The organism is Malikia spinosa, assembly GCF_002980625.1.
Classification (GTDB): domain Bacteria; phylum Pseudomonadota; class Gammaproteobacteria; order Burkholderiales; family Burkholderiaceae_C; genus Malikia; species Malikia spinosa.
Genome location: NZ_PVLR01000024.1, coordinates 73,776 through 99,962 on the forward strand (window position 1 = coordinate 73,776; position 26,187 = coordinate 99,962).

Below are 26,187 nucleotides of genomic sequence, written 5' to 3' on the forward strand. Positions count from 1 at the left end.
CATGAAGTCCAAGATTGTCACGGCCGAGCAGGCGATCGGCCTGATCCACGACGGCGATACCCTGGTTTGCTCGGGCTTTGGCGTCGTCGGCGTGCCCGACGAACTGCTGCTGGCCTTGCAGCAGCGCTTCGAGGCTACCCAGTCGCCGCGCGACCTCACGCTGATCTTCGGCGGCGGACCGGGCGACGGCAAGGAGCAGGGCATCAACCGCATCGCCATCGACGGCCTGATCCAGCGCGCCATCGGCGGCCACTGGGGCCTGGTGCCCAAGCTCGGCGCCATGGCGATGGAGAATCGGATCGAGGCCTGGAACCTGCCGCTGGGCGTGATCTCGCACCTGTACCGCGACATCGCCGCCGGCCTGCCCGGCAATGTCTCGCGCGTCGGCCTCGGCACCTTCGTCGACCCGCGCCTCCAAGGCGGCAAGGTCAATGCCCGCACCACCGAGGATCTGGTCAGCGTGATCGAGCTGGCCGGTCAGGAGCTGCTGTTCTACCGCGTGCCCAAGCCCCAGGTCGCCTTCATCCGGGCCTCTATTTCCGATCCGGACGGCAACCTGTCGATCGAGCGCGAGGCGCTGGCGCAGGACACGCTGGCGATCGCGACCGCGGTCAAGAACTCCGGTGGCATCGTGATCGCCCAGGTCGAATACCTGTGCGAGCGCGCCAGCCTGCCGGCGCGCCAGGTCAAGGTGCCGGGCATCCTGGTCGACTGCGTGGTGCAGGCCCGCCCCGAATACCACATGCAGACCTACGGTACCGGCTACCACCCGGCCTTGTCGGGCCAGATGCGGGTGCCGCTCGATGCGCTGCCGCCGATGCCGTTCGACGAGCGCAAGATCATCGCGCGCCGCGCCGCCTTCGAGCTGATGCCCAATGCGGTGGTCAACCTCGGCATCGGCATGCCCGAGGGCGTGGCCGACATCGCCAACGAGGAGCGTCTGCTGTCCTACATGACGCTGACCGCCGAGCCCGGCGTGGTCGGCGGTGTGCCCGGCAGCGGCCTGAACTTCGGCAGCTCGACCAACGCGACCGCCCAGCTGGACATGAACCAGCAGTTCGACTTCTACGACGGCGGCGGCCTCGACCTGGCCGTGCTGGGCCTGGCCGAGTGCGATGCGCGCGGCAACATCAACGTCAGCCGCTTCGGCCCCAAGCTCGCGGGTGCCGGTGGCTTCATCAACATCACCCAGAACAGCCGCACCGTGGTCTTCATCGGCACCTTCAGCGCCGGCGGCCTCAAGGTGGCGGTGCAACAGGGCCAGCTGACCATCCTGCAAGAAGGCAAGCACCGCAAGTTCGTCGAGGCGATCGAGCAGGTCACCTTCAGCGGCGAATACGCGGCGCGCCTGGGCAAGCGGGTGCTCTACGTGACCGAGCGCTGTGTCTTTGCGCTCACGCCCGAAGGCCTGGAGCTGATCGAGATCGCGCCCGGTATCGACCTCGAGCGCGACATCCTGTCGCAGATGGCGTTCCGCCCGATCGTCAGGCAGCCGGTGCTGATGGACGCGCGCATCTTCCGCCCGGAACCGATGGGCCTGAAGGACAGCCTGCTGGCGATCTCGCTGCTCGAACGCATCAGCTGGCAGCCCGAGCGCAACCGCCTGTTCCTGAACTTCCAGGGCCTCAAGCTGGTCAGCCCGAAGGACGCGCAGGACGTGCGCGACGCGGTCGAGCGCCAATGCCAGGCCATCGGCCACCGGGTCGATGTCGTTGTCAACTACGACGGCTTCGAGATCCTGGAGCCGGCCATGGATGCCTATGCCCAGGTCGTTGCCGATCTGGTCGAGCGCTACTACGGACAGGTCACGCGCTACACCACCAGCGCCTTCCTGCGCGACAAGCTCGGCGCCGCAATCCGCGAGCGCGGGCTGGCACCGCATATCTACGAAACCCGGGTCGAGGCCGAGGCGGCGCTCTGAGCCCCGCCTTCATCTTTCAAGGAAACCGCATATGTTCAAGGACCCGAACTCCAACGATCCCCTGCCCAAGGTCTGGGATGAAAGCACCCGCATCGGCGACATGCTGCGCGGCAAGCGCGGCCTGGTGGTCGGCGTGGCCAACGGCGACAGCATCGCTTTTGGCTGTGCGGCCAAGCTGCGCGCCTTTGGCGCCGAGATCGCGCTGACCTACCTCAACGACAAGGCCAAGACCTATGTCGAGCCGCTGGCGCGCCAGATCGACGCCGACTTGCTGCTGCCGCTCGACGTCATGCAGCCCGGCCAGATGCAGGCAGTGTTCGAACGCATCGAGCGCGAGTGGGGCAAGCTCGACTTCGTGATCCACTCGATCGCCTTCGCACCGCGCGCCGACCTGCATGGCCGCATCACCGACTGCTCGCAGGCCGGTTTCCTGCAGGCGATGCAGGTCTCCTGCCACAGCTTCATCGAGATGGCGCATTACGCCGAAAAGCTGCTGAACCCGGGCGGCGCGCTGATCACGATGAGCTACCACGGCGCCGACAAGGTGGTCGACCACTACAACCTGATGGGCCCGGTCAAGGCCGCGCTCGAGTCCTCGGTGCGCTATCTGGCCAACGAGCTCGGCGAGCGCGACATCCGCGTCTTTGCGGTTTCGCCCGGCCCGCTGCGCACGCGCGCGGCTTCGGGCATCGACCATTTCGACGAGCTGATCGACAAGGCCGTGACCCGTTCGCCGGGCCGTCGCCTGGTCGACATCGCCGAAGTCGGCCGCGTGGTCGCCTTCCTGGTCAGCGGCGCGACCTCGGGCATGACGGGCGACGTGATCTACGTCGACGCCGGCCTGCACATCATGGCCTGATGGTGGGGCGGGGGTCTGGTTGTTGTTTATTGGCAACAATCAGGCCCCTTGTCTCAGAAATGTCATACGAATCTGGGGTAATTACTCTATCCACTCAAGCAGTGGATCTGATAGTGAAGGGGTTGCAACAGCAGCCCCCGGTCTTAATCAACAGGAAACCCGTTCCATGAAAAAGAGTCTGATCGCCCTGGCCGTGCTGGCCGCTTCCGGTGCCGCCATGGCCCAATCCTCCGTTCAGCTGTACGGCATCGTCGATGCCTACGTCGGCTCCACCAAGGACACCATCAAGTCGGCAACCGCTGAATCGCAGACCGTGGTCGGCTCGGGTGGCCTGAAGTCCAACCGTTGGGGCATGAAGGGTTCCGAGGACCTGGGCGGTGGCCTGAAGGCTGGCTTCAAGCTCGAGCAGCGTTTCAAGTCCGACACCGGTGAGCAGGACGGCGTTGCCTTCAAGGGCGAGTCCAGCATCAACCTGTCGGGCAACTTCGGTGCCGTGGCTCTGGGCCGCATGGGCACTCCGTACGACGATCTGCGCGGCAAGACCAACCCGATCGCTGACACCAACATCAGCCCGGTCGGCGACACCATCAAGAACGCCAAGGCCGACTACACCGACAAGACCGACAACACCGTCGCTTACGTCAGCCCGACCTTCAACGGTTTCAGCGGTGCTGTCGCTGTCTCGTTCGGCGAGAACAAGACCAACGTGGCTGACGCCACCAGCCACAGCTCGCTGAAGCTGCAGTACGCCAACGGCCCGCTGCTGGTCGGATACGGCTTCCAGAAGGAAGAGTCCCAGCTGACCGCCGGCACTCCCGCTGCTGCGACCGGCCAGACCGAAGACAAGACCTTCAACCTGCTGGCTGCTTCCTACGACTTCGGCGTTGCCAAGCTGGTCGGCGGTTACCAGACCCTGGAAATCGAGTCCAAGGGCGTCAAGCAAGGCGACAACGACAGCCTGTACTTCGGTGTCCAGGCTCCGGTTGCCAAGAACATCAACGTCTTCTTCGGCTACGCCGGCAGCGAGTACGATGCCGTCACCGGCACCGACTACAAGGCCACTGGCTTCACCCTGGCTGCCAACTATGTGCTGAGCAAGCGTACCGACGCCTACGTTGGCTACAAGCAGATCAAGAAGGAAAACGACACCACCGGTGCCGACATGGGCAAGGTCAAGACCCTGGCCGTTGGCGTCCGCCACACCTTCTGATCCTGCTCGGGCAGTCGTTCTGCCCGACTGGTTCACGCGAGAGCGCCCTTCGGGGCGCTTTTTCATGCCTGCTGGTCTGAGCTAGGGTTTCCACGGGTGTACATGATTTCTCTACGCGGTATAAACGGTATATACCGTTGTTAATATTAAAATAAAATCATGTTTCACACCATCGCCAGCTCGCCGCTGTTGCAGGCCTTGTCGCAGTGGTTTTCCAGTCTGGTCTGGCCCGAGGCGGCCACCGCCTCGCATGATGTCGGTCGCTGCCAGCTCGGTGCGGTGGCTTCATCCTACGTCGACTACGGTCGCTGGCCCGAATCCGCACGCCACCAGCCCTGAGCGCCTGGCCCTGACTCCTCCCGCAGGCACAGGCATGAAAAAACCGGCCAGCGGCCGGTCTCGGGAAGCAGTAAAGCCGGTGAACGGGCAGGGCGACAGCGCAAGATACTGCGACCCAGCCCGCGACCGGGCTCTGGCCGTCAGCCCAGGTCGGCCGAGAATCGCCAGCCCGACTTCTGCCAGGCCGCCACTTCCTCCTCGACCAGCCAGGCCGACTGCGGAAAACCGCGCGCCCAGCCGGTCGTGGCGCTCAGCTTGAACTGGCGCGACTTGTAGCTCAGCTGCAGCGGCGTGATGTCGGGGTCCTTGCGCGCATGACACAGCAGCACCGCCAGCCGCAGGCAGAGCAGCTGCTTGGCGAACAGCTCGTCGTCCAGGATGTCCTCGATCTTGCGCAGCTTGCCGCGCTGGCCCAGCACCAGCTGGCTCATGCGGTGCAGCTCCTGCAGCGTGAAGCCCGGTGCATCGACATGGTCGAGGATATAGGCGCCATGGCGGTGCATGTCGCTGTGCGAGATATGAGTGCCGATCTCGTGCAGTCGCGCCGCCCAGACCAGCTTTTGCGAATAGCGCTCATTGTTCGGATCGGGAACGGCGATCTGCGCAAACAGTTCGGTCGCGATCCGCCCGACGCGGCCAGCATGGAGCTGGTCCACGCCGTAGCGTTCGCACAACCAGTTCACGGTGCGCTCGCGCACGTCGGTCGAATCGTTCTCGCGGTCGATCAGGTCGTAGAGCGCGCCCTGGCGCAATGCACCTTCCGCTTTCACCAGACTTTCGAGCTTGAACAGATCGAACAGCGCACGCAGCACGCCGATGCCGCCGCCGATCACCGGGCGCCGGTCGTCCTTCAGGCCCTCGAGCCGCAGATGATCGGGGTGGCCGGCGCGCAGCAGCTTGTCGGTCAGCCAGTCGAGGCCGGCGCGCGTGATCTGGCCTGCCGGCCAGCCGTTGAGCGTGAGGATCTCGGCCACGGCGCCGACGGTGCCCGAGCTGCCGTAGGCGGTGTCCCAGCTGCCGACCGGATAGGCGTCGAGCGCCTCATCGAGCACGGCCTTGGCCGCGATTTCCGAGGTCTGCAGTGACTGCTGCGTGATCTGGCCGCGCGGAAAGTAGCGCGACGACCAGGCCACGCTGCCGAGGCGGTAGGACTCCATCTTGCTCGCGCTGTAACCCTGGCCCAGTATGACCTCGGTCGAGCGTCCGCCGATGTCGATCACCAGCCGCTTCTCGTCCGACTGCGGCAGCAGGTGCGACACGCCCTGGTAGATCAGCCGCGCTTCCTCGTGACCCGAGACGACCTCGATCGGAAAGCCCAGTATCTCCTGGGCGCGGCGCGTGAAGTCGTCGCGGTTTCTGGCCTCGCGCAGGGTCTGCGTGGCGACCGCGCGCACCTGGTGCTTCTGGAAGCCCTGCAGCCGCTCGGCAAAGCGAGCCAGGCATTCCCAGCCGCGCTCCATCGCCACCAGGCTCAGGTTCTTGTTCTCGTCAAGGCCGCTGCCCTGGCGCACCGTTTCCTTGAGATATTCGACTCGTTCGATGTGGCCCGAGTCGTAGCGGCCGATTTCAAGGCGAAAGCTGTTGGACCCGAGGTCCACTGCAGCCAGCAAGGTTCCGTTTTGCATATCTATTTGGAAATTTCCGCGTCAGCATACCACCTCGAACCTCCCGGCTGCCTGATGCTTGCCGCATTGCAAGCCGACTGTTGCGGCCCCGCCGATACAGAAGTTATGTGAAGATAATGTCATTGATATGTCACATATCAGGCATAAAGTGGGGGCTACCGAACCCACTCATCCGAAAGGACGTCGATCATGAAACGCCATTTCCTCAAGTCCATCGCAGCCGCTGCCGTCGCTGTCACCAGCTTCGCACTGCCGACCTTTGCTGCCGCTGCCGACATCACCGGCGCCGGTGCTACTTTCCCGTACCCGATGTACGCCAAGTGGGCCGAGGTCTACAAGAAGGAAACCGGTGTCGGCCTGAACTACCAGTCGATCGGTTCTTCCGGCGGCATCAAGCAGATCCGCGCCAAGACCGTGACCTTCGGCGCCACCGACGCTCCGGTCAAGGGTGAAGAGCTCGACCGCGACGGCATGGTCCAGTTCCCGGCCATCATCGGCGGCACCGTGCCCGTGATCAACCTCGAAGGCTTCCAGCCGGGCGAGCTGCGCGTGTCCGGCACTGTGCTGGCCGACATGTTCCTGGGCAAGATCACCAAGTGGAACGACGCCAAGCTGGTTGCCCTGAACCCGGGCAAGAACCTGCCTGACCAGTCCATCACCATCGTGCACCGCGCCGACGGTTCGGGCACCACCTTCAACTGGACCGACTACCTGAGCGCCGTCAGCAAGGAATGGGCCGACAAGGTGGGCAAGGGCGCTGCCGTCAAGTGGCCGGCTGACTCCTCCGTCGGTGGCAAGGGCAACGAAGGCGTCGCCGCCAACGTCAACCGTGTCAAGGGCGCACTGGGCTACGTCGAGTACGCCTACGTGAAGAAGAACAACATGAACTACATGCAGCTGCAGAACAAGGATGGCAAGTACGTCAAGCCTGACGACACCACCTTCTCGGCTGCCGCTGCTGGCGTGGACTGGAACAGCGCACCGGGCATGGGCGTGTCGATGGTCGATGCCAAGGGTGCCAACAGCTGGCCCGTCACGACCGCTTCCTTCATCCTGATGTACAAGAGCCCGGAAGACAAGACCGCTTCGCAAGAAGCCCTGAAGTTCTTCTCCTGGGCCTTCAAGAACGGCAAGAAGCTGGCCATCGATCTCGACTACGTGCCGATGCCTGACGCCGTGACCGCCCAGATCCAGAGCAAGGTCTGGTCGCAGATCAAGTAAGAGGCTTCTAGCTTCCCCAGACATTGCGCCCGTGATCCGTCACGCTGGCGCAATGTCTGTTTCTTCAACTCAACACATCACACACCATGAGCGTGGGAGCTACCATGAGCCTACCCGAGGCAGCCGCCGGACGTGACGAGCAGCGCATGCTCTCCATCGTCAAGCGCCAGCAAATCCAGGATTTTCTCTTTCACAAGATCACGCTGACCTTTTCGCTGATCGTGCTGGTCGCATTGCTGGGCATCATCGTCTCGCTGTTCGTCAACGCCTGGCCAGCTTTCCAGAAATTCGGTTTCGAGTTCATCTGGCGTGTCGAATGGGACATCGTCAACGAGGAATTCGGTGCCGCCATCGCCGTCGTCGGCACCCTGGTCAGCGCGACCATTGCGCTGCTGATCGCCGTGCCGCTGTCCTTCGGTGTCGCCCTGTTCCTGACCGAAACCTGCCCGGTCTGGCTGCGTCGCCCGCTGGGCACTGCAGTCGAGCTGCTGGCCGCGGTGCCGTCCATCATCTACGGCATGTTCGGCCTCTTCATCTTCGCCCCGCTGTTTGCCGAGCACGGCCAGCCCGCGCTGCAATCCACCCTGGGCCAGATGCCGCTGATCGGCACCTTCTTCGGTGGCGCGATGAACGGCATCGGCATCCTGGCCGCCGGCCTGGTGCTGGCCTTCATGGTGCTGCCCTTCGTCGCTGCGGTGATGCGCGACGTGTTCGAGATCGTGCCCCCTATCCTGCGCGAGTCGGCTTACGGCCTGGGTTGCACGACCTGGGAAGTGGTGCGCAACGTGGTGCTGCCCTACACGCAAAAGGGCGTCGTCGGTGGCGTCATGCTGGGCCTGGGCCGCGCCCTGGGCGAGACCATGGCCGTGACCTTCGTGATCGGCAACTCGAACAAGCTCAGCGCCTCGCTGTTTGCGCCCGGTACCTCGATCGCCTCGACCCTGGCCAACGAGTTCGGTGAAGCCGCCGACATGCACATGTCGGCCTTGTTCGGTCTCGGTTTCCTGCTGTTCGTGATCACCTTCTTCGTGCTGGCCATCGCCAAGGTCATGCTGATCCGCGCCGAAAAGGCCAAGGGCAACTGATCAAGGGCCACTCACCCGCGAGATAAACATGGATATGCAAAATACTTCCCTCCTGTATCGCCGTCGCAAGATGGTCAACGCGATCGGCCTGACCCTGTCCATGGCTGCCATGGTGCTGGGCCTGGTCGTGCTGCTCTGGATTCTCAGCGTGCTGTTCGCCAACGGCCTGGCCGCGCTGGACTGGAACATGTTCAGCCAGTCGACCCCGGCTCCCGGCACCGAGGGCGGCGGTCTGGCCAACGCCATCTACGGCAGCCTGCTGATCGTGGGCTTCACGATCCTGATCGCAACCCCGATCGGCGTCTTCGCCGGTGTCTATCTGGCCGAATACGGCGACCAGAGCAAGACCGCCGAGCTGACCCGCTTCGTGACCGACATCATGCTGTCGGCGCCCTCGATCGTGCTGGGCCTGTTCGTCTATGCCATCTTCGTGGCCCAGGTCGGCCACTTCTCGGGCTGGGCCGGCACCATCGCGCTGTCGCTGATCGCGATTCCCGTCATGGTCCGCACCACCGAGAACATGCTGCGCCTGGTCCCGCCCACGTTGCGTGAAGCGGCCTTCGGCCTCGGCGCACCGCGCTGGAAGGTCGCCACCTTCATCACCCTGCGCGCAGCCAAGAGCGGCGTCATCACCGGCTTGCTGCTGGCCATCGCCCGCATCAGCGGCGAGACCGCACCGCTGCTGTTCACCGCGCTGAACAACCAGTTCTTCAGCTCGGACATGTCCAAGCCGATCGCCAACCTGCCGGTCGTGATCTACCAGTTCGCCATGAGTCCCTACGACAACTGGGTCCGTCTGGCCTGGGGCGGCGCGCTGCTGATCACCATGACCGTGTTGGTGCTCAACATCCTGGCCCGCGTCTTCTTCCGCGAAAAGGTGGCCGGCTGAGCTGTCTCGCCCGCCCGAACCCGATCCTCCACCTGAACCCCTTCAGCGAGAACCCCCTCTCATGACCGCCACCACCCCCGAGCTCAAGAACGCCATCGAGGTGCGCAACCTGAACTTCTACTACGGCAAGTTCCAGGGCCTCAAGAACATCAACCTCGACATCGCCGAGCACAAGGTCACCGCCTTCATCGGTCCGTCGGGCTGCGGCAAGTCCACCTTGCTGCGCACACTCAACCGCATGTACAGCCTGTATCCGGGCCAGCGGGCCGAGGGCGAGATCAACTTCTACGGCAACAACGTGCTCGACCCCAAGCAGGACTTGAACCTGCTGCGCGCGCGCATCGGCATGGTGTTCCAGAAGCCCACGCCGTTCCCGATGTCGATCTACGACAACATCGCCTTCGGCGTCAAGCTGTACGAGAACCTCAGCAAGTCCGACATGGACGACCGCGTCGAATGGGCGCTGACCAAGTCCGCGCTCTGGAACGAAGCCAAGGACAAGCTGCAGCAAAGCGGCCTGTCGCTGTCCGGCGGCCAGCAGCAGCGCCTGTGCATCGCGCGCAGCGTGGCAGTCAAGCCCAAGGTGCTGCTGCTCGACGAGCCGACCTCGGCGCTCGACCCGATCTCGACCGGCAAGGTCGAGGAGCTGGTGCACGAGCTCAAGAAGGACTACACGATCGCGATCGTGACCCACAACATGCAGCAGGCTGCCCGTTGCTCCGACTTCACCGCCTACATGTACCTGGGCAACCTGGTCGAGTACGGCACCACTGAGCAGATCTTCTTCAAGCCCCAGCGCAGCGAAACCGAAGACTACATCACAGGAAGGTTTGGTTGATCATGGTTGAAAAGCATATCTCCAGTCAGTTCGACGCCGAGCTCAACCGCATCTCGACCCAGGTGCTCGAGATGGGCGGCGTGGTCGAGTCGCAGCTGCAGCAGGTGCTCTACGCGCTGTCGCACCTGAGCGCCGAGACCTGCACCCAGGTGCTCGAGATCGAGGACAAGGTCAACCGCATGGAAGTGCAGATCGACCATGACGTGACCTCGACCATGAGCCGGCGCCAGCCGACCGCGCGCGACCTGCGCCTGCTGGTCGGCACGGCCCGCATCATCATCAACCTCGAGCGCGCCGGCGACGAGATCTGCACCATCGCCAAGATGCTCAAGTCCACGCTGGACAACGGCATGCCGCGCGCGTTGCCGACCACCGAGCTGCGCGTGGCCGGCAGCCTGGCTTCCGACCTGCTGCACCGCTCGCTCGACGCCTTCGCCCGCATGGATGTCAAGGCGGCTCTGGCCGTGATCAAGGGCGACGAGGCGATCGACGTCGAGCACGAAGGCCTGACGCGCAAGCTGCTGACCTACATGATGGAAGATCCGCGCACCATCAGCTCGGGGCTCAACCTGCTGTTCCTGGCGCGCGCGATCGAGCGCATCGGCGACCATGCTGCCAACATCGCCGAGGCGGTGATCTACATCGCCAAGGGCGCCGACGTCCGTCACACCACGGAAGCGGAGCGGGAGGCTGCCATCAAATGAGGAAGATGCCGCGCGTGCTGGTGGTGGAGGACGAGCCGGCGATCGCTGAACTGATCGCCGTCAACCTGCGCCACAACGGCTTTGCCCCCACGGTGGTGTTCGACGGTGCCGCTGCGCAACGCGAGATCGATGCCGTCCTGCCCGATGTCGTCCTGCTTGACTGGATGCTGCCGGGCGAGAGCGGCGTTGCGCTGGCCAAGCGCTGGCGCTCGCAGGAGCGCACCAAGCCAGTTCCCATCATCATGCTGACGGCTCGGATCGAGGAGTCGGACAAGGTGCAGGGACTCGATGCCGGGGCCGACGACTATGTCACCAAGCCGTTCTCGACCCATGAGCTGCTCGCGCGCATCCGCGCCGTCCTGCGTCGCCGCGCGCCTGAAATCGTCAACGATTCGGTCCAGGTCGGCGAGCTGCACCTCGATGCCGCGACCTACCGCGTCAGCCACCAGGGGCGCGAGCTCAAGGTCGGCCCGACCGAGTTCAAGTTGCTGCATTTCCTCATGAAGCATCCCGAGCGCGTGCACACGCGCGGTTCGCTGCTGGACCGGGTCTGGGGTGATCATGTGTTCATCGAAGAGCGCACGGTCGACGTGCATGTCAAGCGCCTGCGCGAGTCGCTTGGCGAGGCTGGCAAGATGATCGAGACCGTGCGCGGTGCCGGTTATCGCCTGAGCGCCCAGGCCGTGCTCAGGCTGGCCAAGGCCGGCATCGCTGCCTCGGCATGATCAGGCGTCTGATCGAGCTGTTGGCGTTGACGGCAGCCGGCGGTTCCGCCGCGCTGGCCCTCGATGCCGAGCCGCTGCAGCTGATCGGTGGCGCCGGTACCGGGGCCATGGTCTGGTTGATGATCGACCAGCACCGGCTCGGGCGTTTTCGTGACTGGCTGCGCCAGGGTCACCCTGCCGCGGCGCCCAATTTGCCGGATGACTGGACCGAGCTGGTCGAGCGCAGCCAGAAAGGCTTCAAGCTGCTCCAGCGCGAGACACGCAAGGTTGAGGACCGGCTGCAGCAGCTGATCGCGGCCTTCGAGGCCTCGCCCAACGGCTTGCTGGTGCTCGACAGCGCCGAGCGCATCATCCTGTGCAACCAGGCGGGGGCTGATCATCTGGGCTTCGATGTCAAGCGCGACCTCGGTCAACACCTGCGCAATCTGGTGCGTGATCCGGCCTTCATCGCCTACCTCAACGGCGCTGATTACTCGCAACCGGTCGAGATCCAGATGCGTGCCCTGGCCGGTGCCCAGCCGAGCCGGATTTCGCTCCAGCTCCATGCCTACGGCTTTGGCAACAAGCTGCTGCTGACGCGCGACATCACCAGTTTCGAGCTGGCCGACACGATGCGGCGCGATTTTGTCGCCAATGTCTCGCACGAGATTCGCACGCCGCTGACCGTGCTGAGCGGTTTCATCGAGACCCTGCTGAGCTACGACCTGTCAGCCGAGGAGCGCGAACGCTATCTGCTGCTGATGAACCAGCAGTCGCAGCGCATGATGACGCTGGTCAATGACCTGCTGCTGCTGTCGCGCCTCGAAGGCACGCCGGCACCCGGCACGGCCGAGTGGATCTCGGCGCATGAACTGCTCGACCATGTGATCGAGGACGGCCGGGTGCTGTCCGATCTGATCGCTGACGGTTCGCACGACATCTGCGCTGATGCCGGCCCGGATTTCGAGCTGGCCGGTTCCCGCACCGAGCTGCTCAGCGCGATGTCGAACCTGCTCAGCAATGCCGTGCGCTACACCCCTGCTGGCGGCCGCATCCGAGCCGGCTGGCGTCGACTGGCACCGGGCGGGGCCGAATACTGGGTCAGCGACACCGGTCCCGGTATCGAGTCCGAGCATATCCCGCGCCTGACCGAGCGCTTCTACCGCGTCGATCGCAGCCGTTCGCGCGATACCGGCGGCACCGGCCTGGGTCTGGCCATCGTCAAGCATGTGGTGCAACGCCATGGCGGCCAGCTGCGCATCGACAGCGTGGTCGGACAAGGCTCGACCTTCCGCATCCTGCTGCCCGCGAGCCGGATTCGCTCGCTCGACGCGCCGGTCGCAGCCGCCCTCAGCGCCTGATCAGCGCCTGAGGTAGACCAGCAACCCGTCGCGGTTCTCGCGCAAGCGCGGTACCTTGCGCAAGGCGCGCCACTGCGACAGGTCGACCGTCTGCGCCAGCGTATTGAGGGCCTTGGGCTCGACCACCAGCAGTTGGCAGCTGCTGCGTCGCTGCCGGCGGGCGCGCTCGAGCTCGAGGCCGCCGTGGTACTGCAGACCCGTGATCTGCGAGGCACTGAGCCCGTGCACCAGCACGCAGCTGGACCCGGGCGTCAAGGCCGCGATGCGCCGCGAGATCGGCTCCTGTCCCATGCCGTAGTTCAATGCCGGCAGCCAGAGCGTCATCAGCAGCAGCCAGCACAGCGTGCTGCCGCCAGCCGACAGCACCAGTCCCTTCCAGAGTGCCGGCCGGTAGCGGCCGAGCCGCCAGGCCAGTGCGCCAATCCAGGCCAGTGTGCCGAGCAGGGCCGCCAGCAGCAGCGTCCAGTCCAGTTCCGGCTTGAAGCCGGGCAGCAGTCGCAGCACGTTGGCCGCCGGCTTGGCCGGCAGGCCGGTCTGCAGTGCCAGCCAGTAGAACCAGATCAGCAGCGCGCAGCCGCTGAAGAACAGCAGCGCGAACCAGTCGACCAGCGCGGTCACGCTGCGCGACAAGGTCGGCAGCGCGAAGGCGGCCAGACAGGCCAGCGCCGGCAACGCCAGCAGCAGCGCGCGATCGCTGGCATCGAGCAGCCAGCAGGAAACCATGCCGACGGTGGCGAACCAGAGCGGCAGCAGCAGGTGGGTGTTGCCCAGGCGTCGGCGCCAGCGCCAGACGGTCAGCAGTGCCAGCAGGCCGGCCGGCCAGCTGAACCAGAGCAGCAGGCGGCCAAAGCGGCGCCAGTGCGCCAGGTCGGTCCAGGCCGCCCAGTCGCTGAGCTGCTCGAAGCGGCGCGGCAATTCAAGTTGCCATGCCAGCAGTGCCGCCAGCAAGGTACCGGACGCACAGAAAACCAGCAGCCAGACATCGCCCCTTACCCTGGGCCCCGATCGGACCATGGCCAGTGACCACAGCAGCCAGCCCATGCCCAGCACCAGGCCGATCCAGGGTGCGCCGCTGAGCGCCAGGCCGACCGCGCCCAGCCACCAGGCCGCCGCGCTGAGTCCGCGCCATTGGGCGTTCGGACTCGCCAGGCGGGCGCAGGCGTAGAGCAGCAGCGAAGCAAAGGCCAGTTGCGCGGCGTCGGGCGTGGATTCATGCGCCAGCTGAGCCAGCCCCAGGCTGGCGATCAGCGCCAGCAGCGCCGCATCGGCCAGCGCGCGCGCATAGTCCTGCGGGCTGGCTTCGCCGCCAAAGGCGAACGCCACCGGTTGTGCATTGGGCCGGCGGGCCAGGTGATAGGTCGCCTTCCAGGTCCAATGCAGTGCCAGCGCCAGCAGCAACCCGTAGGGCAGGCGGGCGGCCAGGTCGGCCGGCAGAAAGGGCAGCAGCTGGATGCTGGCGGCACCGAGCCAGTAGGGCAGCCAGGCCTGGACCGCCGCGCGCTCGCCGAGCACCTGCGGCTGCAGCCAGTCGCCCGAACCCTGCGCCATGTCGAGCATGACGCCGAAGGAGGCCAGATCCGGCCCGCTCCAGGGCTGGCGGCCCAGCAAGCCGGGCAGCACGTAGATCAGTCCGAGCAGCAGCAGGATCCAGCGCGGGAACCGGCGCGCCGCCAGCTGGGAGACGATCGCGGGGGTAGGGGAATGCAGGTCAGGCACCGTGGCTCCAGTATAAAAAAAAGCAGCCCTGAGGCTGCTTTTTTCCGTGCTCGCAAGCGACCAAGAATTACTTGGCGGTGGTGCGGCCGAAGCGGTTGCGGAACTTCTCCACGCGACCACCCATGCTGTCGACCGACTTCTGGGTACCGGTGTAGAAGGGGTGCGATTCGCTCGAGGTATCCAGCTTGAACAGCGGCAGCTTGCGGCCGTCTTCCATGTCGATCATCTCCTTCGTGTTGGCGCAGGAGCGGGTCACGAACTTGAAGCCGTTGGACAGGTCCACGAAGCAGACGTCGCGGTAGTTGGGGTGAATGCCTTCTTTCATCGCATTTCCTAGTAAATATGTTCAGCGGCGGCAGCCGCATCCGGCCTATTCCAGATGAACTTTCCGCCAAAAGCCTTGGATTATAGCCTTAACCGCCGCGGCGCATGAGGTCGAAGAACTCATGGTTGTTCTTGGTCTGCTTCATGCTCTTGAGCACCATCTCCATCGACTCGATCTCGTCCATGTTGTACATGAACTGGCGCAGGATGCGGGTCTTTTGCAGGATCTCGGGCTGCAGCAGCAGTTCCTCGCGGCGGGTGCCGCTGCGGTTGAGCTGGATCGAGGGGAAGACGCGCTTCTCGTACAGGCGACGGTCGAGGTGGATCTCGCAGTTGCCGGTGCCCTTGAATTCCTCGAAGATCACTTCGTCCATGCGGCTGCCGGTATCGACCAGCGCGGTGGCGATGATGGTCAGCGAGCCGCCTTCCTCGACATTGCGCGCGGCGCCGAAGAAGCGCTTGGGGCGCTGCAGCGCGTTGGCGTCGACACCGCCGGTCAGCACCTTGCCCGAGGACGGCAGCACGTTGTTGTAGGCGCGGGCCAGGCGCGTGATCGAGTCGAGCAGGATCACCACGTCTTTTTTCAGTTCGACCAGGCGCTTGGCGCGCTCGATCACCATCTCGGCCACGTGCACATGGCGCGCGGCCGGCTCGTCGAAGGTCGAGGCGATCACGTCACCCTTGACGGTGCGCTGCATCTCGGTGACTTCCTCCGGGCGTTCGTCGACCAGCAGCACCATCAGCTCGACTTCCGGGTGGTTGGCGGCAATCGCGTGGCAGATATGCTGCATCATCACGGTCTTGCCGCTCTTGGGCGGCGCGACGATCAGCGCGCGCTGGCCCTTGCCGATCGGCGCGATGATGTCGATCACGCGGCCGGTCACGTTCTCCTCGCCCTTCATCTCGCGCTCGAGCTTCATCTGTTCCTTCGGGAACAGCGGCGTGAGGTTCTCGAACATGATCTTGTGCTTGTTCTGCTCGGGCGGCAGGCCGTTGATCTTGTCGAGCTTGTTGAGCGCGAAATAGCGCTCGCCGTCCTTCGGAATCCGGACCTCACCCTCGATCATGTCGCCGGTGTGCAGGTTGAAGCGGCGGATCTGGCTCGGCGAGATGTAGATGTCGTCGGTTGACGCAGTGAAGCTGGTGTCCATCGCGCGCAGGAAACCAAAGCCGTCCGGCAGCACTTCGAGCACGCCGTCAGCGAAGACGAGTTCGCCGGTCTTGGCGCGCTTCTTGATGATCGCAAACATCAGCTCCTGCTTGCGCATGCGCCCGGTGTTCTCGATTTCCAGGGCTTCGGCTTGCTTGAGCACTTCAGACACGTGCAGTGCCTTGAGTTCGTTCAGATGCATGGACGTTACTCCGCAGCGGGAGTCGTGTAAGTGATGGGGGGTGGATGTCGACGCGGCTGAGCTGGCGCGTCACATCGAAAGGAGGAGGGCCTGTCCGGCGCTGTGATGGGCCATTATGACAGGAAACCGCCCCGGCCTTGCACCGGAGCGGCTGGATCTTGTGTCAGACCAGTTGCTGGTCGATGAAGGCCGTCAGCTGGGCCTTGCTCAGCGCGCCGACCTTGGTGGCAGCGAGCTGGCCGTCCTTGAACAGCATCAGCGTCGGGATGCCGCGGATGCCGAACTTGGCCGGGACTTCGCGGTTGTCGTCGACGTTCATCTTCGCGACTTGCAGCTTGCCGTTGTAGTTGGTGGCGACCTCGTCGAGGATCGGAGCAATCATCTTGCAGGGACCGCACCACTCGGCCCAGAAATCGACCAGCACCGGCGAGCCGGCATTGAGGACTTCGGTTTCGAAGGTTGCGTCGGTAACTTGTTTGATCAGCTCGTTGGCCATGGCTAGTCTGGATCGGTTCGCGGTTGCTTGATGAGCACCTGTGGATCAGGCGCCAGATTCAAAACATTATAGACCCCGATGTTGGGGTCATCAGTGTAGCTGGGCTTTGCTGCGGTGGCTGATCGATCCGGCTTTTCGACTCTGCCGGATTTGCTGCTGCGCGCAGCGTTCGGCCAGGGTTGGCGTGCCGACTTGGAAGACTTTGCCAAGTCATTGATTTTTCACGAATTTCGGGAGTTGCCCAGAATTTCTGTGGATAACATTGTGGGCAAGTCGTGGACCATTTGCTTCACCCCTCTGGGAAAAGGCGCTGGAAGTGGTTTGCCCATAAAATAGGCACTATAAAAAACCCAACTAAATCAACGTCTTGAAAGTTGTGCATTCGATTGTGACGGATCGGTGTCGCAAGGGACCGGAATGCTGTTTTTGCTTGCAGGCATGTGCATAAGATGCCCCTCTACATTTGATTGAAATGATCAGCTCCAGCGCAGGAGACGCCCTTGACGCCGGTTCCTGCTTGTCCGACCATCAGCACAGCTACGCAAAATCAACCGCGGGGAGGGCTCCATGGACGACATCGTGATCACCAAGAGTGGCATCAATTTCACGCTCCAGCACCAGGGCTACGCTGGCGACGAGAGCGTGATCGGCGAGCTCTACAAGCTCGTGGCCGAATACGACGGCCCACCCGAGGATCTCGACTGGCCGGATGACGATGAAGTCTCGGCCGCTGCCGGCCTGACCTTGACCACGCTCGATCCCGCAGGCGGTGATGTGCTCGAAACCACGCTGGTGGTCGAGGGCTGAGCCTGGCGGGCCTGACCGGTCGACCGGCTGCCGGGCCCGCAACTCCAGCCGGCCAGTTGGCCAGTTGACTAGTCGGTGCCAGCTTCCTGCATCGTGATGACGCCAAACGGGCAGCGGATCGCGCAGTAGGCGCAACCGGTGCAGCGCTCGGCCTCGTTCAGCGTCGAATGCTTCTTCCAGCCGGTGCGTTCAAGCGACAGCAGGTCGAGCGGGCAGGCGGCCACGCACCAGCCGCAACCAGTGCAGCGCTTCAGATCAATGACCGGCAGCCGTTGGCCGCGTGTCCTGGGGGGCTCGCCGGGCATCGTGAGGGTCGTGGCCGCTGCTCAGCCCGCGCCGAGGTTGCGCAGCAGCACGTAGAGGCCAGTGCCGGCCAGGATGCTCAGCAGCGGGTTGCGGCTGCGCCATTGCAGCGCCGCCGCCAGGCCCGCGCAGAGCAGTTCGGGCCAGGGTCCGGCTGCATGTTCGCGTGCCGAGCCCACCAGCGTGTGCAGCAGCAGCAGGGTCATGATGGCCAGCGGCAGGAAGCGACCGAGCCGGCGCACTGCCGGGTGGCTTTGCAGCCAGCGCGAGGCGACGAAGGGCAGCGCGCGCAGCGCAAAGGTGATCAGCGCCATCAGGGCGATGACGGCGATGGCGTAATAGGTGTCAATCATCGGCATGGGACTTTTCTGCCAGCCAGAAACCGGCGGCCAGGCTCAGGGCGATCGCCAGCACCAGCGCATGCTGGGGCGCGACCGGATAGGCCAGCGCATAGGCCGCCAGCGCGACCCAGACCGGCGTGGCCTGGCGCCGGCTGCGCCATTGCTCGACCGTCAGCACCGCGAACAGTGCGGCGAGCACGAAGTCCAGCCCGGCCAGCGTGAGGCGGGCCTGGCTGCCGATCAGCGCCCCGAGCGCCGTGCCGAGCATCCACCAGCCATGGTTGAGCAGCGCCAGCAGCGCCATCTGGCGCGTCGGGGTGCTGGCCGGCAGCGTGGTCAGGATCGAATAGGTTTCGTCGGTCAGCGTGAAGGCCAGGTAGGCGCGCAGCAGCCGCCCGCGCGGCAGTCGCTCGAGCAGCGACAGGCCGTAGAAGACGTGGCGCAGGTTGACCACCAGCGTGGCCAGCGCGATCGCGGCCAGCGGCATGCCGGCGGCCAGCATGGGGATCATCATGTATTGTGCCGCCCCGGCATAGATCAGCAGGCTCGAGAGCCAGGCCAGCGCCCAGTGCCCGCCAGCCTGCACGAACAGGAAGCCGAACACGGCGCCCAGCGGGATATAGCCCATGGCGACCGGAGCGGTCAATGCCAGCACCGAGCTGGGCGGGGCCGGGTGGGACGGATTGTTGGCAGTGTGGCTGGAACGGTCTGGCATGCGCAAGGGGGGCTGGTTGGGCCCCGCTATTGTCAACGATGGCGCACAGGCGCTTGGCGCTTGGCGCTTGGCGCCTGGGGCCGATCGGCAAGTCCGGCTCAGCCTGGCGGGCCTGGCCTGGCCTGGCCTCGTTCAGCTCGCGTGCCGATCCGGCAGCACCGCAATCGCCTTGACTTCTAGGAAGTAGCCCGGCTGGCCGCAGAGCTGGGCCGCGCCGATGGCGGTCCAGGCCGGGAAGTTGGCCGTGAAATAGCGGTCGCGCACCTTCATGTAGAGCGGCAGGTCGCGCATGTCGGTGTGAAAGCTCGTCACGTCGACAATGTCGTCGAAGCTCGCGCCGGCCGTCTGCAGCACCTTCTTCAAGTTCTCGAAGGTTTGCACGAACTGCGCTTCCTTGTCCTCGACCAGCTGCATCTGCTCGTCGCGACCGATCTGGCCCGAGATGTAGAGCGTGTTGCCGGCGCGCACCGCTGGCGCGTAGCGGATGTTCTGGTAGACGGCTTCCATGCCGGGGGGAATGATGGCTTCGCGTTCACTCATGGGGGGTCTCCTGGTTTGTTGGTTGTCACAAGCGCCTGCTACTCTAGCGCGGGCGCGAAGTCCCCGGCTGGGCACCGATAATCCGGGCATGGACTAACGAGTGGTCCTGCTTCATTCCGCGCCGCTGCTTCCATGCGCCCTCCCATGAGTCACCAGCCATGTCGATAGAAAAATTCAAGGAAATGCTGGAAAGGCAAAGACTGGTCGACCAGGTCGTCCGCAGCCAGAAGATGTCGCGGCACGAGGTGGCCGAGGTGCTGGTGCACAAGCAGCATGAGGCCGAGCTGGCCAACGCGATCAAGAGCCAGACGGCAGCCGAGCTTGGGGAAACGCTCGACGGGTTGTCGCTCGAGCAGGCTTGCGAGCTCTGGCAGCGCATCCCCGAGGCGCGCATCAACGACATCCTGTGGGAGATGTCGGATGAGCGCCGGCTCGAGCTGGCCGGTGGCCGCGAGCCCGACATCGAGGGCAGCAAGATCAGCATCTTCGAGCTGGTCGACGGCAAGCTGCGCCAGATGCCCTACACCGGCAAGCGCGACCTCGAGGGCGTGCGCCCGGTCTGGGTCGACCTGATCCATGCCAGCAAGGCGCAGCGCGCCTACATCGGGGCCCATTTCGGCGTCGAGCTGCCCGATCCGCTCGATGTGACCGATCTCGAGGTCAGCGCGCGCTTTCACATCGAGGACAACGACGCGATCCACCTGCACTCGAACTTCCTGCTCGACCGCGCCGGCGACTCGCGCAGCGTGCCGGTGGCCTTCGTGCTGCACCGGGGCATCTTGTTCTCGCTGCGCGAGGAGGACCTGCCGGTGTTCCGGCTGCAGCGCCGGCTGGCCAGAACCCAGCCGGGCTATGTGACCGATGCGGTCGACGTGTTGCTCGACCTCTACGGCGCCGATGTCGAATGCTCGTCCGATTCGCTCGAGAACAGCTACGCCATCCTGGCCAAGGTCGGCAAGCTGGTGCTCAACGAGTCGGTCAGCGACGAGCAGGCGGCCTCGATCCTGTCCGACATCGCCGAGGAGGAGGACCAGAACGGCCGCATCCGCTCCAACATCCTCGACACGCAGCGCGCGCTCAATTTCCTGATGCGCGGCCGGCTGCTGACGGCACCGCAGATGGAGGATGCCAAGCAGATCCTGCGCAACATCGACTCGCTCAACAGCCACACCGCCTTCCTGTTCGACAAGATCAACTTCCTGATGGATGCGACGATCGGCTTCATCAACATCAACCAGAACAAGCGAGTCAACCAGCTGACCATCTTCAGCGTGGTCTTCATGCCGATCAACGTGCTGGCCGGCATGGGCGGCATGTCGGAGTTCTCGATGATGACCTCGGGCCTGCCCTGGCCGCTGGCCTATGGCCTGTTCGCGCTCGGGTCGGTGCTGATCGGGCTGGCCACCTATGTCGGGCTCAAGCATTTCGAGCGCCGGCGGCTGCGCAATCCCAGGTAATCAGCCCCTGCGGCTGGCGGCTGCCTGGGCGACCTGGATCGGCCGCGCCAGGCGCCGGGCAGCCGGGTTTACTGAGCCTCGATCAGTGCCTTGACGTTGAGCAGCGTGATCTCGTTGTGGTCGGGCTGGCCCAGGGTACGGCCCGAGGAGTAGGGGAAGTTGTTGTCGTTGACGACCGCAATATGTTCGCCATCGACCAGGGTCAGGCCCTCGGGGCCGAGGTGGGGCAGGGCGAAGCTGGTGCCGTTGTCACCCAGGCGCGCCAGACCCTTGGGGTTGGCGATGCGGGTCAGGTCGATGTAGGCGATCTTCTTGACGAAGCCGTCGGCGTCGGTCTGCGCCAGGTCGATCTTGTAGATGCGCTTGAACTGGGCCGGGTGGGTGAAGCAGTCGGTGCGCGGCTGGCCGGGGCAGGCCGGGCTCACGCCTTCGGAGGCATCGTCGCGCTCGATCACCAGGCCGGTGCTCGCACCGATCAGCTGGAAGTCGGCCGCCACGTTGCCGGCCTGCTCGAAGCGGTATTTCCACTGCTTGTCGCTGTAGCGCTGGCTGGCCACGTCGAGCTCGAGGATGCGGGTATAGGGCTTGCCCTGGTGGCTTTCGTAGCCATTGGTCTGGGTGTCCCACAGCGGCCACTCGAACATCGGGTAGACCTTGCTGCCGTCCTGCGAGCGTGCCATCGGCTCGAAGCCGCCCGAGCGGCGCACGTTGAAGGGCAGCGGTGCCGGCGTGGCCGGGCGCGCATGCAGGTAATGGTCGGGGCCCTGGAAGGTCTTGCCGCCGACGGCGGTCTCGATCACGCCCAGCACCTTGCCCTGCTCGTCGGTGCGCAGCACATAGGGACCGAACTCCTCGCCGATCCACCATTCCTTGCCGACGCGCTGGATCGACTCGATGTCGAAGTCGGAGCCGGTCAGGTAGCGCTGGCGGCTGTTCTCGTTCTGGATGAAGAACGGCACCTTGTGCTCGGGGTCGTGCAGGAAGGTGGTCTTGAGTCGCTTGACCTTGCCGCTGGCCCAGTCGGCCTTGACATGGTGCACCATCAGCAGCGCATCCATCGAGTTGATCTTGTTGCCGAAGCCGTTGTCGGTCAGGGTCAGGAATTCGTCCTGACCGAGCGAGACGATGCCCGAGAAGCCCTGCACCGACTGGCCCTTGACCGGCAGCAAGCCACCCGAGGCGCGCGGTTGCTTGGGGTCGCCGACGAAGGTGTTGGCCGGCACGCTGCCGAGCTCGGTCACGCGCTGGCGCTTGCCGTTGGCGAACTTGCCGCTGGTGGCGAACAGCGGGCCGGCATCGCGCGGCGCGGCCACCGTGGTGTCGGCCGCCAGATAGGCATGGCCGGCCAGGGTGGCGCCGACTTCGGTCTGGGCCAGGGCGGCACTGGTGGCCAGGCTCAGGGTGATCGCAAGGGTCAGGGGGCGGAGATTCATGGTCTGCAGCTGATGAGAAAAGTACCTGTCCAGCTTAGCGAGCGTTCATGTAGCCCGGATGACGCTGCGGGCGGGTAGGTCTGTCATGCTCCGAGCGCCCAGATGCAGCGGGTCGGCTATCCTGGCCCGGTATCCCAGATGAGGCATTCGAAGATGAAGCGCTATGACTATGTGATCGTCGGCGGCGGGGTCGCTGCCGCCAGTGCGGCCCAGACCTTGCGCGCCGAAGGGGGCCAGGGCAGCGTGCTGCTGCTGGCCGCCGAGCCGCAGCTGCCCTATCACCGGGCTTCGCTCTCCAAGACCTTCCTGTCGAGCGAGTCGGCCGAGTCGGCGCACTGGGTATTGGACGCGGCCGGCTACGACAAGCTCGGCATCGAAGTCAGGACCGGCGCTGCGGTGACCTCGGTCCAGCCGTCGCGCCAGCGGCTGTGCGTCAATGGGAAGGATGAGATCGCCTATGGCCAGTTGCTGCTCGCCACCGGTGCGTCGGCGCAGCGGCTCGAGATCCCTGGCGCCGGGCTGGCCGGCATCCACCTGCTGCACAACCTGGCCGAGGCCCAGGCCTTGCGTGCCAGCGCGCTGCAGGCCAGGCGTGCGGTCGTGATCGGTGGCAGCTTCGTCGGGCTCGAAGTGGCTGCGGCCTTGCGCCAGCGCGGGCTGGCCGTCACCCTGATCGAGCACGGCCAGCTGCTCGAGAGCCTGGCGCTGCCGGAGTTCTCGTCCCATCTGCTGGCCACGCTGCAAAGGCAAGGTGTCGAGGTGCTGCTGGGCGATGCGCCGCTCCAGTTTCACGGCCAGGCGGCGGTCGAGGGCGTGACGACCCGCGGCGGTCTGCGCCTGGACTGCGACCTGGTGGTGCTGGGGGTGGGGGTCAGGCCCAATACCGAGTTCCTGCACGGCAGCGGCATCGAGCTCGATGCGGGCGGCATCCGGGTCGACCGCTTCCTGCAGACCAGTCAGCTTGGCATTTATGCGGTGGGCGATGTCTGCAGCTTCTTCGACACCGTGTTCAACTGCCAGCGCCATATCGAGCATTGGGACAATGCCTTCAAGCAAGGCCGCCATGCTGCACGCAACATGCTGGGGCGGCGTGCGCCTTACTGCGAGGTCAGCTATTTCTACAGCCATGTGTTCGACCTGAGCTTCAACCTGCTCGGGCGCATCGAGTCCGGGCATGAGCGCATCGACCGCGGCTCGCTCGAGTCCGGCTCCTACGCGGCGATCTTTCTGCAGGATGATGTGCCGCGCGGGCTGTTTTCGCTCGGGCGTCCGGCTGACGAGACCCGGATGATGGAGGGCCTGATCAAGCACCGCGTCAATCTGCGCGCGAGCAAGCCGCGGCTGTCCGAGCCCGAATTCGCGCTCGACCAGATCCCGAACCAGACCGTCTACATCCTGCAGGGCGGCGGGGCCTTCGGCGCCTTCGAATGCGGCGCGATCCAGGCCTTGCAGCAGCGCGGCATCCGGCCCGACATCGTGGCCGGCGTGTCGATCGGCGCCATCAACAGCGCGATCATCGCGGGCAATCCGGACGACGCGGCGCAGCAGCTGCAAGCCTTCTGGCGCGAGCTCGGCACCGAGTCACCGGAGCTGGCCGACGAGGGCCTGCGGCGCCTGCTTGCCGGCGGGCAGGTGGCCTTGCTCGGGGTGCCGCAGTTCTTCCAGCCCGGCTGGCTCAAGCCGTTCTGGAGTGACGATCCATCGTCTTCGCGCTGGACCAGTCTTTACGACATGTCGCCGGCGCGGCGGCTGCTGGAGCAATATGTCGATTTCGAGCGCCTGAAGTCCAGCCCGGTCCGGCTGATCGTCAGCGCGGTGGATGTCGAGACCAGCGAGCTGGTGGTGTTCGACAGCTATGTCGATGACCTCAGCGCCGACCATATCCTGGCCAGCGGCAGCCTGCCGCCGGCGTTTCCGTGGACCACGATCGGGGGCCGGCATTTCTGGGACGGCGGCATCGTCAGCAACTCGCCGCTTGAGCAGGTGATCGAACGCTGCGGCGCGGCCGGCAAGCGGGTCTACATCGTCGACCTCTATCCGGGCAAGGCCCGGGCCCTGCCGAGCAACCTGACCGAAGTCATGGCCAGGCGCGAGGAAATCCTGTTTGCCGAGCGCATCCGCAACGACCTCAGGACGGAGACCCTGGTCCATGATTTCCAGCAGCTGGTGCAGGAGATGCTGGCCGAGCTGCCGCCGGCGCAAGCCCACCGCCTCCGGCATCAGCCGAACTTCATCCAGCTGATGGGCCAGCAGGCGCCGCTGCAGATCACCCGCATCGTGCGCGAAAGCGTGCCGGGCGAGCCCGCTTCGACGGGCTACGACTTCTCGGACAAGACCCTGACCCGGCTGATCGAGGCCGGCTACCGGATGGCGATCCGGGCGCTCGACGGTCCGCCGGCAGTGGCCGGGTCGGAGCGCTGAATCCTCCCCCGGCCGGCAGGACTTGGCCGGCCTAGGGTTCGGTACGCGGTAGCAGGCGAAAGCCATCCGCACCCGGCTTGAAGCCCAGCCGGTCCAGATGGTCCTCGGCCTGGTTGGCGATCTGCCCGGTCAGCTCCAGTCCCAGGTTGGAGAGCAGGTTGGCCATCACCTTGCAGCGCAGCACCAGCAGGCCGCGCAATTCCTCCAGCGCCTGCCGCTGCCGTTGCTGGCCCCCTGCCGCGGCGCCCGCTGGCTGCCCGTCATGCAGCCGAAACAGCGGATGCGTCCGCTCGACGATCTGTTGCAGCTGGGCTTCGGTGTCGAGCGGCAGCTGCAGAAAAATCGACAGCCGGGCGATGCGGGCGTTCAGGTCGGCCAGCGAGTTCTTGATGCGGCGGGCCCGTTGGGCCAGCGCATCGTCAGCCGGGCGCGGCGGGTTTGACATGGCCATCTTCTTTCGAGCGGAAACGACAAGGATTCGATCCGCCCAGCTTAGCAGGCCGCGCCGACTACGCGAGCCCGGGGCTTCAGCCTTCAGCTCTTGAGCTGCCGCGCCAGGAAGTCGAGCGTGCGCGACCAGGCCAGGCGTGCTGCCCCAGCGTCGTAGCGCGGCGTCGTGTCGTTGTGAAAGCCGTGCTGGGTGCCGGGGTAGCGCTGCGCCTCGAAGCGCGCGCCAGCGGCTTTCAGCGCCGCCTCGTAGGCTGGCCAGGCCGCGTTGATGCGCTCGTCCTGGTCGGCGAAGTGGATCAGCAGCGGCGCCTTGACCTTGATGGCCTCGCTGGCCGGCGGGTGGTTGCCATAGAAGGGTACGGCGGCCGCCAGTTCGGGCAGGCGCGTGGCCAGCGTGTGCGCGATGCCACCGCCCCAGCAAAAGCCCACCACGCCGAGCCGGCCGTTCGAGTCGGGGTGGCGCAGCAGCGCCTGCGCCGCTGCCAGCATGTCCTGCTGGGTCTTGTTCTGGTCGAGCTGACCGAACAGGGCGCGCGCCTTGTCCTCGTCGCCGGGATAGCCGCCCAGCGGCCCCAGCGCGTCGGGCGCCAGCGCCAGATAGCCTTCGAGCGCCAGCCGGCGCGTCACATCCTTGATATGCGGATTGAGCCCGCGGTTCTCGTGCACCACCAGCACGGCCGGCAGCGGCCCGCTGGCTTTTGCCGGTCGGCACAGATAGCCCGGCAGGCTGCCGTAGCCTTGCGGCGAATCGATGGCAATCCGCTCGATGCGCAGGCCGGGCGCGTCGGGCGCGACCTGGGCGCGGGCGAAGTCCGGACTCAGCGCCGCGAGCAGGCCGGCCGCCGTCAGGCCGCCGACCGCGAAACGGCGCGCGCGCTCGAGGAAGCCACGGCGGTCGATGTCGCCATGCACATAGGCATCGAACAGGATCAGCAGTTCCTGATCGAAATCGGCGGCGGTCGGACGAGGGACGGTATGCGGCATGCGGGCTCCTGGCTGAAGGGTCAAGGTTCCGCCAGCATGCCTGCTGGCGCGTGCCCTGTCACGACTGGGGATTTGTTGTCGCGTGGCTTGGA

At 65.3% G+C, this 26,187-nt stretch carries 26 protein-coding genes; 14 read left to right on the top strand and 12 right to left on the bottom strand.

Annotation, left to right across the window (positions count from 1 at the left end; translation table 11 throughout):
- Window position 1: 1 nt before the first annotated feature.
- The 4 genes from C6P61_RS09425 (at window position 2) to C6P61_RS09440 (ending at window position 4,329) form a co-directional block, all read left to right on the top strand.
- Window positions 2–1,921 carry an acyl CoA:acetate/3-ketoacid CoA transferase gene (locus C6P61_RS09425; protein ID WP_105729674.1) on the top strand — a complete coding sequence of 640 codons (1,920 nt, stop codon included), beginning with the start codon at window positions 2–4 and terminating at the stop codon, window positions 1,919–1,921.
- 100 nt (window positions 1,922–2,021) lie between these two features.
- Window positions 2,022–2,780, top strand: coding sequence for an enoyl-ACP reductase FabI (gene fabI / locus C6P61_RS09430; RefSeq protein WP_105729790.1), 759 nt, complete (start codon window positions 2,022–2,024; stop codon window positions 2,778–2,780).
- Window positions 2,781–2,946: 166 nt separating this feature from the next.
- Window positions 2,947–3,990 carry a porin gene (locus C6P61_RS09435; protein WP_105729675.1) on the top strand — a complete coding sequence of 348 codons (1,044 nt, stop codon included), beginning with the start codon at window positions 2,947–2,949 and terminating at the stop codon, window positions 3,988–3,990.
- Window positions 3,991–4,149: 159 nt separating this feature from the next.
- The gene (locus C6P61_RS09440) at window positions 4,150–4,329 is read left to right on the top strand and encodes a hypothetical protein (protein WP_105729676.1); all 180 of its coding nucleotides are present in this window, start codon (window positions 4,150–4,152) and stop codon (window positions 4,327–4,329) included.
- A 140-nt stretch (window positions 4,330–4,469) separates the two neighbouring features.
- On the opposite strand, the gene C6P61_RS09445 is transcribed toward C6P61_RS09440, so the two are convergent.
- A complete protein-coding gene (locus tag C6P61_RS09445) occupies window positions 4,470–5,954 on the bottom strand; it encodes a Ppx/GppA phosphatase family protein (RefSeq protein ID WP_105729677.1) in 1,485 nt (494 codons plus the stop codon).
- Between the two features lie 189 nt (window positions 5,955–6,143).
- Between C6P61_RS09445 and pstS the strand changes: the two genes are divergently transcribed.
- The 7 genes from pstS to phoR all read left to right on the top strand — a co-directional run bounded on the left by pstS (window position 6,144) and on the right by phoR (window position 12,756).
- Window positions 6,144–7,175 (top strand): phosphate ABC transporter substrate-binding protein PstS, encoded by a 1,032-nt coding sequence (pstS, locus tag C6P61_RS09450; RefSeq protein WP_105729678.1) that lies wholly within the window; start codon window positions 6,144–6,146, stop codon window positions 7,173–7,175.
- An 86-nt stretch (window positions 7,176–7,261) separates the two neighbouring features.
- The gene (gene pstC / locus C6P61_RS09455) at window positions 7,262–8,260 is read left to right on the top strand and encodes a phosphate ABC transporter permease subunit PstC (protein ID WP_105729679.1); all 999 of its coding nucleotides are present in this window, start codon (window positions 7,262–7,264) and stop codon (window positions 8,258–8,260) included.
- A 34-nt stretch (window positions 8,261–8,294) separates the two neighbouring features.
- Window positions 8,295–9,149: a phosphate ABC transporter permease PstA gene (pstA, locus tag C6P61_RS09460; RefSeq protein ID WP_105729680.1), complete on the top strand. Its 855-nt coding sequence runs from the start codon at window positions 8,295–8,297 to the stop codon at window positions 9,147–9,149.
- A 61-nt stretch (window positions 9,150–9,210) separates the two neighbouring features.
- Window positions 9,211–9,987, top strand: coding sequence for a phosphate ABC transporter ATP-binding protein PstB (gene pstB, locus C6P61_RS09465; protein ID WP_105729681.1), 777 nt, complete (start codon window positions 9,211–9,213; stop codon window positions 9,985–9,987).
- A gap of 2 nt (window positions 9,988–9,989) precedes the next feature.
- Entirely contained in the window at window positions 9,990–10,691 is a 702-nt protein-coding gene (gene phoU / locus C6P61_RS09470; protein WP_105729682.1) for a phosphate signaling complex protein PhoU, read from the top strand.
- Window positions 10,688–11,416 carry a phosphate regulon transcriptional regulator PhoB gene (gene phoB / locus C6P61_RS09475; protein ID WP_105729683.1) on the top strand — a complete coding sequence of 243 codons (729 nt, stop codon included), beginning with the start codon at window positions 10,688–10,690 and terminating at the stop codon, window positions 11,414–11,416. Before phoU ends, phoB begins: the two co-directional genes overlap by 4 nt.
- On the top strand, window positions 11,413–12,756 hold the full coding sequence (gene phoR / locus C6P61_RS09480; protein WP_105729684.1) for a phosphate regulon sensor histidine kinase PhoR: 1,344 nt from the start codon (window positions 11,413–11,415) through the stop codon (window positions 12,754–12,756). Before phoB ends, phoR begins: the two co-directional genes overlap by 4 nt.
- On the opposite strand, the gene C6P61_RS09485 is transcribed toward phoR, so the two are convergent.
- The 4 genes from C6P61_RS09485 to trxA form a co-directional block, all read right to left on the bottom strand.
- Window positions 12,757–14,472: a hypothetical protein gene (locus C6P61_RS09485; protein ID WP_244908854.1), complete on the bottom strand. Its 1,716-nt coding sequence runs from the start codon at window positions 14,470–14,472 to the stop codon at window positions 12,757–12,759.
- A 67-nt stretch (window positions 14,473–14,539) separates the two neighbouring features.
- Window positions 14,540–14,797 carry a type B 50S ribosomal protein L31 gene (locus C6P61_RS09490; protein WP_105729685.1) on the bottom strand — a complete coding sequence of 86 codons (258 nt, stop codon included), beginning with the start codon at window positions 14,795–14,797 and terminating at the stop codon, window positions 14,540–14,542.
- Between the two features lie 88 nt (window positions 14,798–14,885).
- On the bottom strand, window positions 14,886–16,148 hold the full coding sequence (gene rho, locus C6P61_RS09495; protein ID WP_105729686.1) for a transcription termination factor Rho: 1,263 nt from the start codon (window positions 16,146–16,148) through the stop codon (window positions 14,886–14,888).
- 163 nt (window positions 16,149–16,311) lie between these two features.
- Window positions 16,312–16,644 (bottom strand): thioredoxin TrxA, encoded by a 333-nt coding sequence (gene trxA, locus C6P61_RS09500; protein ID WP_105729687.1) that lies wholly within the window; start codon window positions 16,642–16,644, stop codon window positions 16,312–16,314.
- Window positions 16,645–17,211: 567 nt separating this feature from the next.
- On the opposite strand from trxA, the gene C6P61_RS09505 reads away from it, so the two are divergent.
- Window positions 17,212–17,451: a hypothetical protein gene (locus tag C6P61_RS09505; protein WP_105729688.1), complete on the top strand. Its 240-nt coding sequence runs from the start codon at window positions 17,212–17,214 to the stop codon at window positions 17,449–17,451.
- A 68-nt stretch (window positions 17,452–17,519) separates the two neighbouring features.
- Here C6P61_RS09505 and C6P61_RS09510 read toward each other — a convergent pair whose 3' ends face one another.
- The 4 genes from C6P61_RS09510 to C6P61_RS09525 all read right to left on the bottom strand — a co-directional run bounded on the left by C6P61_RS09510 (window position 17,520) and on the right by C6P61_RS09525 (window position 19,350).
- A complete protein-coding gene (locus C6P61_RS09510; RefSeq protein ID WP_105729689.1) occupies window positions 17,520–17,756 on the bottom strand; it encodes a 4Fe-4S dicluster domain-containing protein in 237 nt (78 codons plus the stop codon).
- Window positions 17,757–17,777: 21 nt separating this feature from the next.
- Window positions 17,778–18,113 (bottom strand): branched-chain amino acid transporter permease, encoded by a 336-nt coding sequence (locus C6P61_RS09515; RefSeq protein ID WP_244908855.1) that lies wholly within the window; start codon window positions 18,111–18,113, stop codon window positions 17,778–17,780.
- A complete protein-coding gene (locus C6P61_RS09520) occupies window positions 18,100–18,810 on the bottom strand; it encodes an AzlC family ABC transporter permease (RefSeq protein ID WP_105729690.1) in 711 nt (236 codons plus the stop codon). The genes C6P61_RS09515 and C6P61_RS09520 overlap by 14 nt, the downstream gene beginning before the upstream one ends.
- Window positions 18,811–18,942: 132 nt before the next feature.
- Complete coding sequence (locus C6P61_RS09525; RefSeq protein ID WP_105729691.1) at window positions 18,943–19,350, bottom strand: RidA family protein; 408 nt, start codon at window positions 19,348–19,350, stop codon at window positions 18,943–18,945.
- Between the two features lie 158 nt (window positions 19,351–19,508).
- On the opposite strand from C6P61_RS09525, the gene C6P61_RS09530 reads away from it, so the two are divergent.
- Window positions 19,509–20,807, top strand: coding sequence for a magnesium and cobalt transport protein CorA (locus C6P61_RS09530; RefSeq protein ID WP_105729692.1), 1,299 nt, complete (start codon window positions 19,509–19,511; stop codon window positions 20,805–20,807).
- A gap of 68 nt (window positions 20,808–20,875) precedes the next feature.
- Here C6P61_RS09530 and C6P61_RS09535 read toward each other — a convergent pair whose 3' ends face one another.
- Entirely contained in the window at window positions 20,876–22,240 is a 1,365-nt protein-coding gene (locus C6P61_RS09535) for an esterase-like activity of phytase family protein (RefSeq protein WP_105729693.1), read from the bottom strand.
- Between the two features lie 153 nt (window positions 22,241–22,393).
- On the opposite strand from C6P61_RS09535, the gene C6P61_RS09540 reads away from it, so the two are divergent.
- Window positions 22,394–24,661, top strand: coding sequence for an FAD-dependent oxidoreductase (locus C6P61_RS09540; RefSeq protein WP_244908857.1), 2,268 nt, complete (start codon window positions 22,394–22,396; stop codon window positions 24,659–24,661).
- A 31-nt stretch (window positions 24,662–24,692) separates the two neighbouring features.
- Here C6P61_RS09540 and C6P61_RS09545 read toward each other — a convergent pair whose 3' ends face one another.
- A complete protein-coding gene (locus tag C6P61_RS09545; protein WP_146115014.1) occupies window positions 24,693–25,106 on the bottom strand; it encodes a hypothetical protein in 414 nt (137 codons plus the stop codon).
- An 89-nt stretch (window positions 25,107–25,195) separates the two neighbouring features.
- On the bottom strand, window positions 25,196–26,095 hold the full coding sequence (locus C6P61_RS09550; RefSeq protein ID WP_105729696.1) for a dienelactone hydrolase family protein: 900 nt from the start codon (window positions 26,093–26,095) through the stop codon (window positions 25,196–25,198).
- Window positions 26,096–26,187: the final 92 nt, after the last annotated feature.